The organism is Aureivirga sp. CE67 (assembly GCF_015767245.1).
Taxonomy (GTDB): Bacteria; Bacteroidota; Bacteroidia; order Flavobacteriales; family Flavobacteriaceae; genus Aureivirga.
On sequence record NZ_JADOTV010000013.1, the window covers coordinates 60,634 to 75,176 of the forward strand.

Here is a 14,543-nt window from a genome sequence, read left to right on the forward strand (position 1 = left end):
CTATAATATCTAAAAAGCCTAATCAAATTTGATTAGGCTTTTACTTTAGATTATTTGTTATCCTCAGAACTCGAAGTTTCTACTTCTTTAATCTCTACCTTTTTAGAATGATCACATCTCTTTTCTTTGTGCTCTTCTTTACATTCTTTTGTACATGATTGCTTTTGCGCCCCACAAGAAGCAAGTGTAAGTGCGAATATAGCCATTACACTGAAAATTTTAAGTTTACCCATTTTTTTATGTTTAAAAATTTCGCAAATATCTACTATTTCTAATTACTGTTTGTAAATAAATTGTAATTTTTTCGAAATTATTTTAATTAACCGACGCAATATTAATACTTTTATAAAAGTATTCTTCATAAAAAAACAAGCAAATATTTAAAAATCAACAGATAAACTTTATTATGTTAATATTTTATTCTTAAATTAGATTTTTAACGAAAAATACTTTTTATAAACAAAAACTTAAAAAAATAAAATGAGAAAAGTCCGTATCCTATCTATTGATGGTGGTGGAATTCGTGGAATTCTTCCTGGAGTAATTCTAACAGAGTTAGAAAAAATAATACAAGAAAAAGCACAAGATAAAACAATTCGTATTGCTGATATGTTTGATTTCTTTGCAGGAACAAGTACTGGAGGGATTTTAACCTTAGCGTACCTAACACCAGATTCTAGTGGAAGACCTAAATTTACAGCAGAGCAAGCTGTTAATTTATACTTTGACAGAGGTGATGAAATTTTCGATGCTTCGATTACACAAAAAATAAAAAGTTTAAACGGAATTTCTGACGAAAAATATGATGCTGCTGAACTAGAAGAAGCTCTTCATGATAACTTTGGAGAAACAAAGTTTAGTCAATTAATAAAACCATGTGTTGTCACTTCTTACGATATCAAAAATGGAAGACCGCATTTCTTTAAACAACATAAAGCACATAATCCTATTTTTGATTTTAAAGTAAAAGATGTTGCAAGAGCTACCTCAGCTGCTCCTACTTATTTTGAAACTGCAAGAGTAAAAAATGACATCAATACTCCTTTTCCTCTTATTGATGGAGGTTTGGTTGCAAACAATCCTGCTTTAGTTTCTTATTCAGAAGCAAGAAGCATTGATTTTCCTTTTGTAAGCAAGCCAAAAGCAGAAGACATGATGATTGTTTCTATTGGAACTGGAAGTTCTAGTAAAACTTATGAATATAAAAAAGCAAAAGACTGGGGAATGGTTGGTTGGATCAAACCAATTATAGATATCATGATGGCAGGAAGTTCGCAAACTGTAGATCATCATTTAAAACAAATCTTTGATACAGTTGAAGGACAAGAATCTTATGATTACCATAGACTAGAGCCAAAAATTGTATTGGCAGAACCAGATATGGATGATGCTTCTATCAAAAATATGAATAAGTTAAAAGAAGATGCTCTAAGTTATATTTCAAATGAAGCTATTTATGCAGAACTTCATGAAATTGCTAGAAAACTTCTAGATTATAGAGAAGAAAACGTAAACGTAGAAACTCCTTTAGCAGAACAAAACTAAAAACAAAAGCCTGATTCCAAAAGAATCAGGCTTTTTTATCTAAATAATTTATAGATTTTTATTTTTTCACAAACTCAGAAAAAGTTTTCTTGATAATTGCGATACAATCCATTAATTGCTCTTCATTCATTACTAATGGTGGAGCAAAACGGATAATGTTTCCGTGAGTTGGCTTAGCTAATAATCCATTCTCTTTTAATTGCATACAAAGATCCCAAGCAGTAGAACTATCTTCTGTATCGTTAACAGCAACTGCATTTAATAATCCTTTTCCTCTTACTAATGTGATAAAGTCATTTCCTTCTGCAAAATCGCTTAATTCTTTTCTGAAGATTTGTCCTAATCTTTCAGCGTTTTCAGCTAATTTTTCATTTTTCACAACTTCTAATGCAGCAATTGCAACTCTAGCAGCAACAGGATTACCTCCGAAAGTAGATCCGTGTTGTCCTGGCTTGATTACATTCATTACATTGTCATTTGCTAATACAGCAGAAACTGGGTAAGCTCCTCCAGATAACGCTTTTCCTAAAACTAAGATATCAGGGTGAACGTCTTCGTGGTTTACAGCTAATAATTGTCCTGTTCTAGCAACTCCAGTTTGCACCTCATCTGCGATGAATAATACATTGTGCTTCTCACAAAGAGCTTTTGCTTTTGCTAAATATCCTTCAGAAGGAACATAAACTCCTGCTTCACCTTGAATTGGCTCCACTAAGAATCCTGCAACATTTGGTGTATTTTCTAAAGCAGCCTCTAAAGCGTCTAAGTTATCATACTCCACTTTTACGAATCCTGAAGTATAAGGTCCAAAGTTCTTACGAGCTACCTCATCATTTGAGAAAGAAATAATTGTAGTAGTTCTTCCGTGGAAGTTGTTTTCACAAACGATAATGTTTGCTTCGTTTTCTTCGATTCCACGTACTTCATAAGCCCATTTTCTACAAAGTTTAATTGCAGTTTCTACAGCTTCAGCTCCAGTGTTCATTGGAAGAACTTTATCAAATCCGAAATACTCTGTTACATATTTCTCGTACTTTCCTAACATATCGTTGTAGAAAGCTCTAGAAGTTAATGTTAAAGTTTGGATTTGGTCAGCCATTGCTCCCACGATATCTGGGTGGCAGTGTCCTTGGTTTACTGCAGAATAAGCAGATAAGAAATCATAATATTTTTTTCCTTCTACATCCCAAACATAAACTCCTTGTCCTTTTGATAATACTACTGGAAGTGGGTGATAATTATGTGCTCCATATTTATCTTCCAATGCGATTGCTTCAGCTGATGAAATTTTTTCTGATACCATCACTAAATTTTTTAAATTATAAAAACTACAATTCCTTCTTAAAATAGGAGAGAAATCATCCTTAAGTGGCCGCAAATTACTAAAATATTTTGAGATTTTTCTTTGTAAGCCTTAAAAGAATTTAAGTTCCACTTTTTGACAATTTTCACACCCAATTCTATTCCGTTTTTATCATTTTTTCAACTAAAAAGATTAAAATTTTATTAAAACTTATAATTCAGCTTTTCATTAAAAAAATAAAACAAGAACTTTAATTGTATTAAAAGTTTTTAACTCTAAAGTAAATATCATGAAAAAATTAATCTTTGCTTTCTTGTTTTTGTTGAGTATTGCAACAATGAATGCGCAGGAAAAAGGAACAAGTCAAATTAATGTAGGTTACGGAATTTTATCTTCAAACTGGATTATTGATTCTTTTTCAGAAATCATCACCTACCCTGCTTCTTTAGGAACAATTACTTATGACAATGAAAATACTTCGGGTACTATTTTTATAAACTATAAATACGCTGTGCAAGATCGCTGGATGATTGGGGCTGCTTTTGCTTATGAAAGTATCAAAAAAGATGTGAATTTTAGCGGTGTAAGAGCTGGAAAACAAAAAAATCAAAGTTACACTGTAGTTATTGAAACGGATTATAGATATATTTCAAGTTCTCTTTTTCAAATGTATTCAGGAGCTGGAATTGGATATACATTTACAAATCAAGATTTCACTGCAAATTCTACAGCAAATACAAGCACAAGCGACAACGGTGGTAATGTCAACTTTCAGTTAACAGCTGTTGGTTTAAGACTAGGAAGTGATTTTGCTTTCTTTGCCGAAGCTGGTTTTGGTTATAAAGGAATTTTAAATGCTGGATTGAGTTATCAGTTTTAAACCATATAAATATTCAAAAATGTAAAATCCAATTAGTTTTAATTGGATTTTTTTATGATAGAATCTTTCTTAAATACTAATGTATCTAAAGTGAACTTATTATTTTCAAAATTTAATTGAAACTCTCCATATTCTTTTATTCTTAAATAACTATTAGAAACATCTTTTTCAAAAATATCAGTATCTAAGGTAGATTCTGTAATCAATTTAAATTTCCCAAAATCTAACTTTATCCCTTTATCATTTTGATGCCAACCTCCATCTCCTCCTGAGATTCCTAAAGTTCTTATTTGAAATAAATCTTCTTTTTTATCCAAAACAACTAAATACATTATTGAACAACAAGTATCATCTTCTTGTAATAAAGTAAAAAAGAAATTTTCTTTATTTTCTTCCCATTGCATACAACTATATTTTGTCCATTCATCAATTGTCAGCTTTAAATCTTTTTCATTATCTATAGGGACATTCATTAAATATTGATTTACTATAGAATTTGGCAAATTCTTATCAGAACTTTTTAAAAACTCCATATTAAAAGAAGATATTCCCTCGTTCGCACAATTTTTAATTACTTTAATAAGTTCATAAGTTTCTTTTTCTAAACTTGCTTTTTCTAATTTATTCTCTTTTTTATTTTCTTGTTGATTTGAAGTTACATCACAACTACAAATCGTGAAAAGAATTAATACAAAAATAAATTTCATAAATATTTTTTTTTAGATTAAACATTATCACGTTTGATTTTGTATAAAGATATACGAGTTATCATTCTTCCTTCTTGAAAGGAGCTAGGAATATGTTTTAGATGAAATAAAATTCCCTTATAAGATTTAAACGTGATAATATACATTAAATCCCTAAATAAAAAACCTTTATCTTTCGATCTTATAAATTAATTCCCTAGTGGAAATATGCTCTAATATACAACCTCTAAATTTTTCTAACGACACATTTTCTTTCTTAATTTCTCTAATCCACTTTTCGATCTCATTTTTTTCATCTTCAAATTCATTTTTATTTTTGTAATAATATTCTAAAGCTCGAATTCTAGAAAGTGGGTTTTTAGAAAATAAAAGTAAAATAACAATATCCTTATTAAATCTTCTTTCAATAGAAGAAAATAAGCGCCAATTACTAAGAGTTTCTGAACCAACCCCATATCTCCCATAAATCATTCCAGATTCAGGAGACATATACAACTTAATTAATTTGTCTACATTAGTAATTTCCCCAAAATATTTTCCGATTGGCTTTCTTAATTCCTCTATATTATATTCCTTTCTTTCAAAGCTATCACCATATTTGGTATTGAAATGTGACTTAAGAAAATTTATCGTTTTTTTATTTGTTAAATTATTATCAACATTAAGAACATAACTAATTGGAACATTATTATGATAAAAGAAAAAACAATTAAATTTGATTTTTTCCCCTTTTATTACTTTTGAATATAATGAATATCCAAATCCTAATCTATCTTTTTTTTCAGTCTCTCCATTTTTAGAAAATACATCATCTAAACCTTTTGGATTTTCTAAATTTTCAACTATTCTTTTTGCGAGCCTAAAATCTTTATTTAAAAAATTGCTATGAACTTTTATCCCTAAAAGACAAAAAATTATTAATAAGTATATTTTTTTTAATTTTTTTCTAACGTATTATCTTGTTTAACAGATGTTTATTAACCACATGTTTCAAACTATAAATCCTTATTTTTTTTAGCTATTTTCTGATTTTTGTAGAATTATTTCTAATATTAAAAGTAAAATATAGAACTTCATCCTATTCATAATATTAAAAAATAAAAAGCTATATGACTTAAGGTCGTCAAATATAGAAATATTTTAAAGAAAAATTATTTGATAAAACAATGGAATAATTAAGTTTAAAACAAAAAATCACGAACAAAGAATAAACTCTATTCGTGATAAATTATCTCTCTTATTTGGGAAATCGAGAAAGGGGGAAATTATAATTTTGCGTCAAACCATTCTGTAGCATTTTTCACAGCTACATTCACTTGTTCGTCCTGATCATAAAAATTAAACTGATCAAACGGAGATTCTAAATCAGTATCTAACCAAACTAATTTTTTATCAGCTGTTTTTATGTTTTCAAAATAATTTTTAGTGTATTGCGGTAAAACACAACCATCCGAATGAATCATCATGATTGGCGTTTCCATATTTTTCGCTGTTGGCATCGGATCAGTTGTCAACCAATCTTCCCAAGACATTACTGCAAATTTATCCGAACTCCAATTAGGAACAGCTCCTCTTTCTTTATTTAAATAATAATCATAAGGACCATACATTGCAGCACTAGGATCTTCCGTAGAAATTGTTGGAATGTAATCTACAACCCCATTTTTTGCATAATTTTCTTTTGCTTTTTGCGCTGCTTGAATTTTCTCATTCACTCCTTCTTCTCCTCCATAAAATAATTTTACAGCTTCCGCATCATGCAACCAAGAAGCAGTTGTCACCACAGCTTTAATTTGATTATCTTCCGCAGCTGCCATCAAAGTGTACATTGCTCCAGCACAAACTCCAAAAGCTCCTACTCTGTTCTCATCAACCTCAGGTTGATTAGCTAAGAAAATTGTCGCATTTTCAACATCTACTTTTTTGATCGCTGGACTTTCATAAAATCTTGGTTCTCCTTCACTTTCTCCAAAATTTCTAAAATCATAAGCCAATGTTATATAACCATTTTCAGCCAATCTCTTCGCATAAAGCCCTGCCATTTGTTCTTTTACAGTGGTCCAACTTCCTGCAACAACAATTGCTGGATATTTTTTAGAACTATCAAAATCTTTAGGAAAATATAAATTTCCAATCAACTTTGCTCCTTCGCTAATAAAACTTACTTTTTTCATCTCTATATTATTTTTATCACTATCTATTTGAATTTCTTTATTTTTTCTTGCCTCGCCAGTATTACATGCTATTAAAATTACGGCAAGTAATAAACTAGCGATATATTTCACTTTTTTCATTGTATTAATTCTCTAGGGTTATTTTTTTATTGGAAATTATTTTGGTTTAAATATATTTTACAGAACTCAAATGATGACTAAGGATAGCCGAAATCATTTTATTTGATCTAATAATCCGAAGCCTTTTGCTGCAACTATTGGATTAAAAATTTCTACATGCTTTAAGATTTTTCCATCTTTATCAAAATGAAACAATGAGTAATAATCGTTCTTATACCAACCTGCATCATTTTTCAAAGCGATTCTTCCTTCATATTTTACAAAAACACGACTTGGATCTTCCATTACATAAATCTCTTCAATCGGAAATTCCATATTCCCAAAATTCTGAAAAGGTCCTTCCCAATAAGTTCTTATTCCTTCATGACCTTCTGTTCCTGTTGGGAAAATTCCAGAATTATAAGGATTTTCCTGAACGCCATTTTCTGCAAACAAATTCACTACTCTATCCAAATTCTTCTCTTCTAAAGCTTTAAAAAAATCTTTTGCATTTTCTTTATTTCGATCTGCTAATTCAGTTTTCATTTTAATTTCTTTTTTAAGATTATCTAATTCTTGCTTCGAACTATCTTCACATGCAAACAAAAACAAACTTGCAATTGCTATAATTCCTATTTTTTTCATCTAAAATTATTTCTGATTTTTAACGATTTCAATTGCTTTTTGAGGAAGCGAAGTATTTCCTTCTTGAAACTTAAAATTGAATTTCATTGAAGAAACTTGCCATTGATTCTGATCATTTTTCTTTAATTCAAAATCATAAGAACCAATTACCACCCAAATATTTCCCTTTTCATCTTCCAAGTAATGACTCGCTGTTCCGTAACAAAAAACTTTGGCAGAATTTTTATTCGTTTTTTCTAAAACATTTCCTATTTGATGATGTGTAAATTGAAATCCTGGTAAAAGTGTTTTCCAAGCAGCAACAATTTCTGAAGGTTTTAAAATTGTAGCTGGGTTTCCATTCATGGAAGAATAATCCAGATTTACTTCTTTGTAAAAAAGAGATTCTACTTCTTCCCAATTTTTCTGATCTGTAGCAACAAATAATTTTATCACCACATCTTTTGGACTGTCTTGTGCATTCATAATCACAGAATTTAAACTTAGTAACAGAATAATTAAATATTTAATTTTCATACGCTTAAACAATTCGTTTATTTAAGTTACAAAGTTCTGAATGAAAATGCGAGAAGAATTTAGGATTTCAAATCAAGAAGTATGAATTTCAAAGATTCTTAGATTTTCTGTATTGAAGAGGTGTTTTTTGGGTATTTTTTTTGAAGAAAGCACTAAAATTATTCGGACTTTCGAAGTACAAAGCATAAGCTATTTCTTTCACCGACCAATCTGTCTGAATCAAATAAGATTTTGAAAGCGTAAGAAGATGATTGTGTAAATATTTCAAAGCAGTTTTTCCTGTCAGATTTTTTACTGTAGCATTCAAATGATTTGGGTGTACGCTCAATTTTTCGGCATAATAACTTGTAGAATGTAGATTAGCAAAAGTCTCCAATTTAGTATTTGGATAAAAACTCGTCTGAATCAAAGTTCGATATCTTGAAAGTAATTTTAAATCCGCAGATTTCATAGCATTTTCAGCTTCTTCAGAAGAGACTTGTTGTTCAAAATATCTTTTAATTAAAGAAAGTAACAAATAAATTTGCGCTTCAATAATCTGAAACTTATCCGAAGATTCACCATGATATTCTTCCCAAATATTCTTGAAAATATCTAAAATCAGCGGAAGATTTTCTTCAGGAATTTCAAAAGGTATAGATTTTTCAATTCTTAAAAAAGGAAACAATTTTAAAATTTGAGACAAAACATTCGATTGTGCGATAAAATCTTGACTAAACAGTAAATAATATCCTTTCCAATTTGGAATAATATCCCAAGAAATCAACTGAAAAGGTGTATTAAAAAAAATTGTAGAACCTTTTGGAAAGTCAGAGAATTGCCCTGAAATTGCTTTCCCTCCTCCTTCATATTTTATGGCAATAGAGTAAAACTCATGATTGAAAGCGGGCATTTTTGGAACTACAGTTTCCATATTTTCTTCAAAACTGCGAATATCGAAATGTGGATGTTTCGGAGCTTCTATGTGAATTCCTTTACAATATTCTGTTATTGTTTTGAAGTGTTTCATATTTATTTATTAGAAATAATATATTTGGGTCGGAAACTTTAATTTAAAATTGCTTTGGTTAAATTCACTTTTAAACACTTTAAATTTCTCATCTCCAACATAGAATCAATTTAAGTTAAAAATACATTTTTCAAAATAGTCTTTATTCTTCTTAAATTAATTAATTTTGCTTGATTTTTTTTTCAAAATTCAAATACGAACGAAGAAAATTATTCGTTTGATAAATTAAAATTACCCCCTAAATGAACGACTTAAAGAAGAAAGCATTAAATGGTGTTAGCTGGAGCTTTCTAGATAACATTGCAAATTCTGGTATTACCTTTTTGGTAGGTTTAGTATTAGCTAATATTCTAAGCCCTGCTGAATTTGGTATGGTGGGGATAATTACCATATTCATAGCCATTTCAAATTCTATAATGGATAGTGGTTTTTCAAATGCTTTAATTCGAAAAAAAGATGCTACAAATACAGATTATAATACTATTTTTATTTTTAATCTGATTTTAGGTACAATATTAAGTTTACTTTTATTCATTTCCGCTCCAACAATTGGATATTTTTTTCATCAAAAAGAAGCTTTAACTCCACTAGTACAAGGAATGAGTATCATTCTAATAATTAATTCTCTTGGAATTGTTCAGAGAACATTATTAGTTAAAAAAGTAGATTTTAAAACACAGACCAAAATTTCTTTAATTGCTTCATGTATCAGTGGAATTATAGGAATTATTATGGCTTTAAAAGGTTATGGTGTTTGGAGTTTAATTGCTCAACAAATTTCTAGACAATCACTTACAACCATTTTCCTTTGGATTTTCAATAAATGGCGACCAGCTTTTGAATTTTCAATAGAAAGTTTTAAAGAACTTTTTGGTTTCGGATCTAAATTATTGATTTCTGGACTAATTGATACAATTTATAAAAATGCTTATGCTGTTGTCATAGGAAAATATTACACAGATGCTCAATTAGGACAATACGATCAAGCTCAAAAGTTCAATACTATTTTTTCAAGTAACCTAACGAACATTATTCAAAGAGTTAGTTACCCTGTTTTGTGTAAAATACAAGATGAGGAAACTCGGTTAAAAACAACTTACCAGAAAGTAATCAAATATACTATGATAATTACTTTCGCATGTATGCTTGGACTTGCTGCTGTAGCAAAACCTTTACTTCTTTTTTTAGTCGGAGAAAAATGGTTAGAAGCTACAGAATATTTACAAATCATCTGTTTTGTTGGAATGATGTATCCACTTCATTCGATCAATCTTAATATTTTACAAGTAAAAGGAAGAACCGATCTTTTTCTTAGACTTGAAATCATAAAAAAAATTATCGCAATAGGACCAATAATTATTGGAATATTCTTTGGAATAAAATTCATGCTTATAGGAGGTGTCTTAACTTCTTTTATTGCATATTTCCTAAACACTTATTATTCTTCAGACTTAATAAACTATGGTATTGGGGAACAAATTAAAGATATAATTCCTAGCTTTGTAGTTTCGCTAATTGTGGCATTTTTTATGTGGAGTATCACAATGTTAAACTATCCAAATTGGGCAACTTTAATCATTCAAATTATTACTGGTGGAACTTTAGCAATTCTAATTTATGAATTATTAAAACTTCCAGAATATCTTGAAATGAAAAATATTGCTCTTTCAATAATTAAAAGAAAAAAAATATGATACCAGTTACAAAACCTTTTCTTCCTCCAAAGGAGGATTATGATATTTTACTTCATGGAATCTGGAAGCGTCAATGGCTTACCAATATGGGACCATTGGCCAGTGATTTGGAGATGAAATTAAAAGAACACTTAAATGTAAAGCATCTTCTTTTTGTAACAAATGGAACTATCGCGCTTCAATTTGCAATTCGAGCTCTAGATTTAAAAGGTAAAATCATCACTACTCCCTTTTCTTACGTTGCTACTACAAGTAGTATTGTATGGGAAAATTGCGAACCTGTTTTTGTAGATATTGATAAAGAAACTTTAAATATTGATGCCACAAAAATTGAAGAAGCTATTACTGAGAATACTTCGGCAATTTTGGCAACTCATGTTTATGGAAATCCTTGTGATGTAGAAATGATTCAAAAGATTGCAGATAAACATAATCTAAAAGTTATTTATGATGCTGCACATGCTTTTGGGGTAGAAATAAATGGCGAATCTATTTTTAATTTTGGAGATATTTCAACTTGTAGTCTACATGCTACAAAATTATTTCATTCAGGTGAAGGTGGATTAGTTATTACTAAAAACCCTGAATTATTGAAAAAAATGGCATATATGCGAAATTTTGGTCATAATGGACCAGAAAATTTTCAAGGTTTAGGGATTAACGGTAAAAATTCAGAATTTCATGCTGCTATGGGTTTAGCTAATTTAAATTACATCCAAGATATTCATGAAAAAAGAAAGCTTTTAACAGAAAGATATGATGAAAAATTAAATAATCTTAAATCTGTTAAACCTCTTTGGCACAATCATGCAAATAAAAATTATGCTTATTATCCAATAGTTTTTGAAACCGAAGAATTACTTTTAAAATGTATTGAAACATTACAAAAAAATGAAATTTTTGGTAGACGTTACTTCTACCCTTCTTTGGCAACAAGTTTGCCATACTTAGATACAAAAGCATTAGATATTACAGACGACATAGCGAAAAGAGTTTATTGTCTTCCACTTTTTTATGATTTAACAATTGAAGAAGTTGATTGGATTTGTAGGTTTTTATTGAGAACTCAAAATAATTAATAAATGGACGTGTATATTTTTGGAATAGGAAATTATTCTGAAGTAATTATAGAACTTGCTCTAGATTGTGGGCATGACATCAAAGGTCTTTATCATTACGATGATTCTAGAACTGGGGAGAGAGTAATGGGATATAAAATTTTAGGAGATTATAATACATTTTATAATTCTGTAAAATCAGGAAATATAATTGTAAGTGTTGGTGATAATCATATTCGTAGAAAAAACTTTGAAGAGTTCGAAAAACGAGGTTATAATCTTATCAATTTAATTCACCCTAACGCATCTATTTCTTCAACTGTTGAAATCGGCAAAGGAGTTTATATTCACAATAATGCCATGATTTGGACGAAAAGCTTTATTTCAGATTATTCTATTATAAGTCCTAAAGCATTAATAAGTCATCATGTTAAAATAGGATTAGCAAACCTAATAAGTGCAGGTTCTACTGTTGGAGCTTATGTAACTTTGAATGAAAATGTTTTAGTTGGAAATGCTGCAATCATTTTACCTAAGAAAATGTTTATAGCAAAAAATACAGTCATTGGAGCTGGAAGCGTTGTTACAAAAACATGTGAAGAAAATTCTATAATGGTAGGAAATCCTGCAAAAAACATAAACTAATGAAACCAAAAGTTAGCGTCTGTTGTATTGTATATAACCACGAAAAATATTTAAAGGATTTTATCAAAGGAATTACCATACAGAAAACAAATTTTCCTATTGAAATAATTATTCATGATGATCTTTCTACAGATAATTCTAGGAATATTCTTTCTGATTTTCAACAACAAAGTAATTTAGAAATAAAATTATTATTCCCTAATTACAACCGATATTCTAGAGGAGAACGTCCTTTTAATTTTGTTTTTAAAGAAGCTCAAGGTAAATATCTAGCAGTTTGTGAAGGAGATGATTATTGGACAGATCCTTTAAAACTTCAAAAGCAAGTTGATTTCCTTGAAGAAAATCCAGAATATGGTATGTCATGTACACAGATTAAACAATTCAACCATCAAAAAGACACTTTTTTAGAAAACATTTGGGGATCGTCAGAAGTTTCTTTTCAAGAGCTTTTAAATCAGAATCAAATTTCTACTCTTACAGCTGTTTTTAAAAAAGAGCTTTGGAAAACTTATGATTCAGAAGTTAATCCTGTTGAAAAAAGATGGAAAATGGGAGATTACCCACAATGGTTATATTTTTCATTGAAAAGTAAAATTCATTTTTTACCAGAAGTAACAGGTGTTTACCGAATTTTAAGTGAATCTGCTAGTCATTCTAAAAACATAAAAAAACAAGAGGTTTTTATAAAATCTTTTTTTGATATAAAAAAATTCTTTTTAGATTTTTCTAAAACTCCTTATAATCAAGAAGATTTAGATGATGAGATTTTATTTCATTTAGCTACAAATGCATTAAAAATGAATAATCGAAAATTAGCAAGTTCTTATTATTCTAAAGTAAGAAACTTTAATAAAACTAATAAAATAAAAAGTATTGTATGTAAATCAAGCTTGCTTACAAAACTTTACCAAAAGGTTTATCCTTAAAAAACAAAAGCTATATCTTTTAATTATAAATTGATATAGCTTTTATTTTACTTACTCAATCTCTTCCTAGAAAATATTGATTCATTGTATTTATAAAATTCTTTTTCTCATTTTCAGAGAAAGACTTCATCCAATAAAGATCAAAGTTCTATCTATTTTTGATTTAGTTTCAAATTTCACATCAATCTTTCGATCAATATTTGCAAAAGCAAGCAAATTTTTATTTAAATCAAAGTATAAAATCAATCTAAAATCTGAAGACACCCAAGGATTTTTTAAATCATAAATAGTATAAACTACATAATTTTCAATTTCATGTTTTTGAAAATCAAAACCTTCAATAAACTCTTGTAAATTTATATTTTGTATTGAATTTTCAAATGCGTTCTCTAAAATCGTTTCTTGATGAATATTTCCTTTATAAGTATATCCTGTAAAAATAACCTCTACCCAATTATTTCTTGAAGTTTCTTGAAAATTCCCATCTAAAGAAAAAGAATTTTTAGTCTCTCCGATTCTTTCATTTTTATGGTTAAATAAAATAGTATTCGAATTTATTTTTCCATTTATAATATTATCTTTTTCAACAAAAGCAGTAAAAGAAATCTGGTACCAATTTTTATTCATTTCATAGACATATACCTCCACATGGTCATCTAAAGAAAATAAAATTTCTCCTTTTATATCCTTTCTAATATTTGCAGGACCATCAATTTTTGCTGCAAAAGTGAAAATTGAACATAATAAAGTAAAAGTGAAAAAGTATTTTTTAATTGTATTCATAAAATATACGTTGGTCATTTTTGCAATTTATTTTATCTATCATTATCAGTTTTGGTTTCTCGAAGATTTTTTCAATTTTCAAAGTATCCTGATTTTCAATCAACTTAGTATTATTTTCAATTAAAGAAATCTTATAATTTTCTCCTCCTATATATTTTAAAAATTTAGGATCATTTTTCAATTCTTCTTCGGAATAAGTCATAACTCCCATAGCTCTATACCACCAATATTCTTTGAGTTTTCCTTCAGAATTTATAAAAAATCTTTGTCTTAAATCAAATTCTAATTTATTGATTTTAAAAGAACAATCTTCTTCACTTATTTCTTCAAAATTTCTTAAAATCCCACTACCAATATCGCAATAAAAAAAGTTTGGACTAACTTCTTCATCCATCGTTATAATTTTAGAAATAACTTCTACTTTTTCATTTTTTGTAGAATTACAAGAAATACTAAATGATATTAACAAGATTATGATTATAACTTTTTTCATAGATTATGATTTTTCACATCCAAAAATAAACATTTTCCATAACAAAAAAAGCGACTGTAAACA

The 14,543-nt window shown here is 28.6% G+C and carries 16 protein-coding genes; 6 read left to right on the forward strand and 10 right to left on the reverse strand.

The window, feature by feature from the left end; all coding sequences use genetic code 11:
- Nucleotides 1–50: 50 nt before the first annotated feature.
- Nucleotides 51–233 (reverse strand): hypothetical protein, encoded by a 183-nt coding sequence (locus I0K12_RS14630; protein ID WP_196888879.1) that lies wholly within the window; start codon nt 231–233, stop codon nt 51–53.
- Between the two features lie 247 nt (nt 234–480).
- Here I0K12_RS14630 and I0K12_RS14635 point away from each other — a divergent pair, with 247 nt between their 5' ends.
- Nucleotides 481–1,545 (forward strand): CBASS cGAMP-activated phospholipase, encoded by a 1,065-nt coding sequence (locus I0K12_RS14635; RefSeq protein WP_196888880.1) that lies wholly within the window; start codon nt 481–483, stop codon nt 1,543–1,545.
- Between the two features lie 58 nt (nt 1,546–1,603).
- Here the strand turns inward: I0K12_RS14635 and rocD are convergent, their stop codons facing one another.
- A complete protein-coding gene (gene rocD / locus I0K12_RS14640) occupies nt 1,604–2,848 on the reverse strand; it encodes an ornithine--oxo-acid transaminase (protein WP_196888881.1) in 1,245 nt (414 codons plus the stop codon).
- 289 nt (nt 2,849–3,137) lie between these two features.
- On the opposite strand from rocD, the gene I0K12_RS14645 reads away from it, so the two are divergent.
- The gene (locus I0K12_RS14645) at nt 3,138–3,728 is read left to right on the forward strand and encodes an outer membrane beta-barrel protein (RefSeq protein WP_196888882.1); all 591 of its coding nucleotides are present in this window, start codon (nt 3,138–3,140) and stop codon (nt 3,726–3,728) included.
- A 38-nt stretch (nt 3,729–3,766) separates the two neighbouring features.
- Here the strand turns inward: I0K12_RS14645 and I0K12_RS14650 are convergent, their stop codons facing one another.
- From I0K12_RS14650 to I0K12_RS14675, 6 genes are all read right to left on the reverse strand, one after another.
- Complete coding sequence (locus I0K12_RS14650; RefSeq protein WP_196888883.1) at nt 3,767–4,435, reverse strand: hypothetical protein; 669 nt, start codon at nt 4,433–4,435, stop codon at nt 3,767–3,769.
- Nucleotides 4,436–4,603: 168 nt separating this feature from the next.
- Nucleotides 4,604–4,924, reverse strand: a complete 321-nt coding sequence (locus I0K12_RS14655) for a hypothetical protein (protein ID WP_196888884.1) — start codon at nt 4,922–4,924, stop codon at nt 4,604–4,606.
- Between the two features lie 776 nt (nt 4,925–5,700).
- Complete coding sequence (locus I0K12_RS14660) at nt 5,701–6,729, reverse strand: alpha/beta hydrolase (RefSeq protein ID WP_196888885.1); 1,029 nt, start codon at nt 6,727–6,729, stop codon at nt 5,701–5,703.
- A gap of 93 nt (nt 6,730–6,822) precedes the next feature.
- On the reverse strand, nt 6,823–7,353 hold the full coding sequence (locus I0K12_RS14665) for a nuclear transport factor 2 family protein (RefSeq protein ID WP_196888886.1): 531 nt from the start codon (nt 7,351–7,353) through the stop codon (nt 6,823–6,825).
- Nucleotides 7,354–7,359: 6 nt separating this feature from the next.
- The gene (locus I0K12_RS14670) at nt 7,360–7,818 is read right to left on the reverse strand and encodes a nuclear transport factor 2 family protein (RefSeq protein ID WP_196888887.1); all 459 of its coding nucleotides are present in this window, start codon (nt 7,816–7,818) and stop codon (nt 7,360–7,362) included.
- 139 nt (nt 7,819–7,957) lie between these two features.
- A complete protein-coding gene (locus I0K12_RS14675) occupies nt 7,958–8,878 on the reverse strand; it encodes a helix-turn-helix domain-containing protein (RefSeq protein WP_196888888.1) in 921 nt (306 codons plus the stop codon).
- 242 nt (nt 8,879–9,120) lie between these two features.
- Here I0K12_RS14675 and I0K12_RS14680 point away from each other — a divergent pair, with 242 nt between their 5' ends.
- Genes I0K12_RS14680 through I0K12_RS14695 form a run of 4 tightly spaced genes read left to right on the forward strand, consistent with a single transcriptional unit; the run spans nt 9,121 to nt 13,204 of the window.
- Nucleotides 9,121–10,572, forward strand: a complete 1,452-nt coding sequence (locus I0K12_RS14680; protein WP_196888889.1) for a lipopolysaccharide biosynthesis protein — start codon at nt 9,121–9,123, stop codon at nt 10,570–10,572.
- Nucleotides 10,569–11,651, forward strand: a complete 1,083-nt coding sequence (locus tag I0K12_RS14685) for a DegT/DnrJ/EryC1/StrS family aminotransferase (RefSeq protein WP_196888890.1) — start codon at nt 10,569–10,571, stop codon at nt 11,649–11,651. Before I0K12_RS14680 ends, I0K12_RS14685 begins: the two co-directional genes overlap by 4 nt.
- 3 nt (nt 11,652–11,654) lie before the next feature.
- Nucleotides 11,655–12,275: a NeuD/PglB/VioB family sugar acetyltransferase gene (locus I0K12_RS14690; RefSeq protein ID WP_196888891.1), complete on the forward strand. Its 621-nt coding sequence runs from the start codon at nt 11,655–11,657 to the stop codon at nt 12,273–12,275.
- Nucleotides 12,275–13,204 carry a glycosyltransferase family 2 protein gene (locus tag I0K12_RS14695; RefSeq protein ID WP_196888892.1) on the forward strand — a complete coding sequence of 310 codons (930 nt, stop codon included), beginning with the start codon at nt 12,275–12,277 and terminating at the stop codon, nt 13,202–13,204. The genes I0K12_RS14690 and I0K12_RS14695 overlap by 1 nt, the downstream gene beginning before the upstream one ends.
- 126 nt (nt 13,205–13,330) lie before the next feature.
- On the opposite strand, the gene I0K12_RS14700 is transcribed toward I0K12_RS14695, so the two are convergent.
- Together I0K12_RS14700 and I0K12_RS14705 are read right to left on the reverse strand one after the other, a co-directional pair.
- Entirely contained in the window at nt 13,331–13,987 is a 657-nt protein-coding gene (locus tag I0K12_RS14700; protein ID WP_196888893.1) for a hypothetical protein, read from the reverse strand.
- Entirely contained in the window at nt 13,974–14,480 is a 507-nt protein-coding gene (locus I0K12_RS14705; RefSeq protein ID WP_196888894.1) for a hypothetical protein, read from the reverse strand. The genes I0K12_RS14700 and I0K12_RS14705 overlap by 14 nt, the downstream gene beginning before the upstream one ends.
- Between the last annotated feature and the right edge of the window lie 63 nt (nt 14,481–14,543).

Coding starts and splice junctions, on each gene's coding strand:
- I0K12_RS14675 (WP_196888888.1), bottom strand. CDS start 8,878: ATGAAACACTTCAAAACAATAACAGAATATTGTAAAGGAATTCACATA.
- I0K12_RS14630 (WP_196888879.1), bottom strand. CDS start 233: ATGGGTAAACTTAAAATTTTCAGTGTAATGGCTATATTCGCACTTACA.
- I0K12_RS14700 (WP_196888893.1), bottom strand. CDS start 13,987: ATGAATACAATTAAAAAATACTTTTTCACTTTTACTTTATTATGTTCA.
- rocD (WP_196888881.1), bottom strand. CDS start 2,848: ATGGTATCAGAAAAAATTTCATCAGCTGAAGCAATCGCATTGGAAGAT.
- I0K12_RS14685 (WP_196888890.1), top strand. CDS start 10,569: ATGATACCAGTTACAAAACCTTTTCTTCCTCCAAAGGAGGATTATGAT.
- I0K12_RS14635 (WP_196888880.1), top strand. CDS start 481: ATGAGAAAAGTCCGTATCCTATCTATTGATGGTGGTGGAATTCGTGGA.
- I0K12_RS14680 (WP_196888889.1), top strand. CDS start 9,121: ATGAACGACTTAAAGAAGAAAGCATTAAATGGTGTTAGCTGGAGCTTT.
- I0K12_RS14670 (WP_196888887.1), bottom strand. CDS start 7,818: ATGAATGCACAAGACAGTCCAAAAGATGTGGTGATAAAATTATTTGTT.
- I0K12_RS14705 (WP_196888894.1), bottom strand. CDS start 14,480: ATGAAAAAAGTTATAATCATAATCTTGTTAATATCATTTAGTATTTCT.
- I0K12_RS14690 (WP_196888891.1), top strand. CDS start 11,655: ATGGACGTGTATATTTTTGGAATAGGAAATTATTCTGAAGTAATTATA.
- I0K12_RS14645 (WP_196888882.1), top strand. CDS start 3,138: ATGAAAAAATTAATCTTTGCTTTCTTGTTTTTGTTGAGTATTGCAACA.
- I0K12_RS14665 (WP_196888886.1), bottom strand. CDS start 7,353: ATGAAAAAAATAGGAATTATAGCAATTGCAAGTTTGTTTTTGTTTGCA.
- I0K12_RS14650 (WP_196888883.1), bottom strand. CDS start 4,435: ATGAAATTTATTTTTGTATTAATTCTTTTCACGATTTGTAGTTGTGAT.
- I0K12_RS14660 (WP_196888885.1), bottom strand. CDS start 6,729: ATGAAAAAAGTGAAATATATCGCTAGTTTATTACTTGCCGTAATTTTA.
- I0K12_RS14695 (WP_196888892.1), top strand. CDS start 12,275: ATGAAACCAAAAGTTAGCGTCTGTTGTATTGTATATAACCACGAAAAA.
- I0K12_RS14655 (WP_196888884.1), bottom strand. CDS start 4,924: ATGTCTCCTGAATCTGGAATGATTTATGGGAGATATGGGGTTGGTTCA.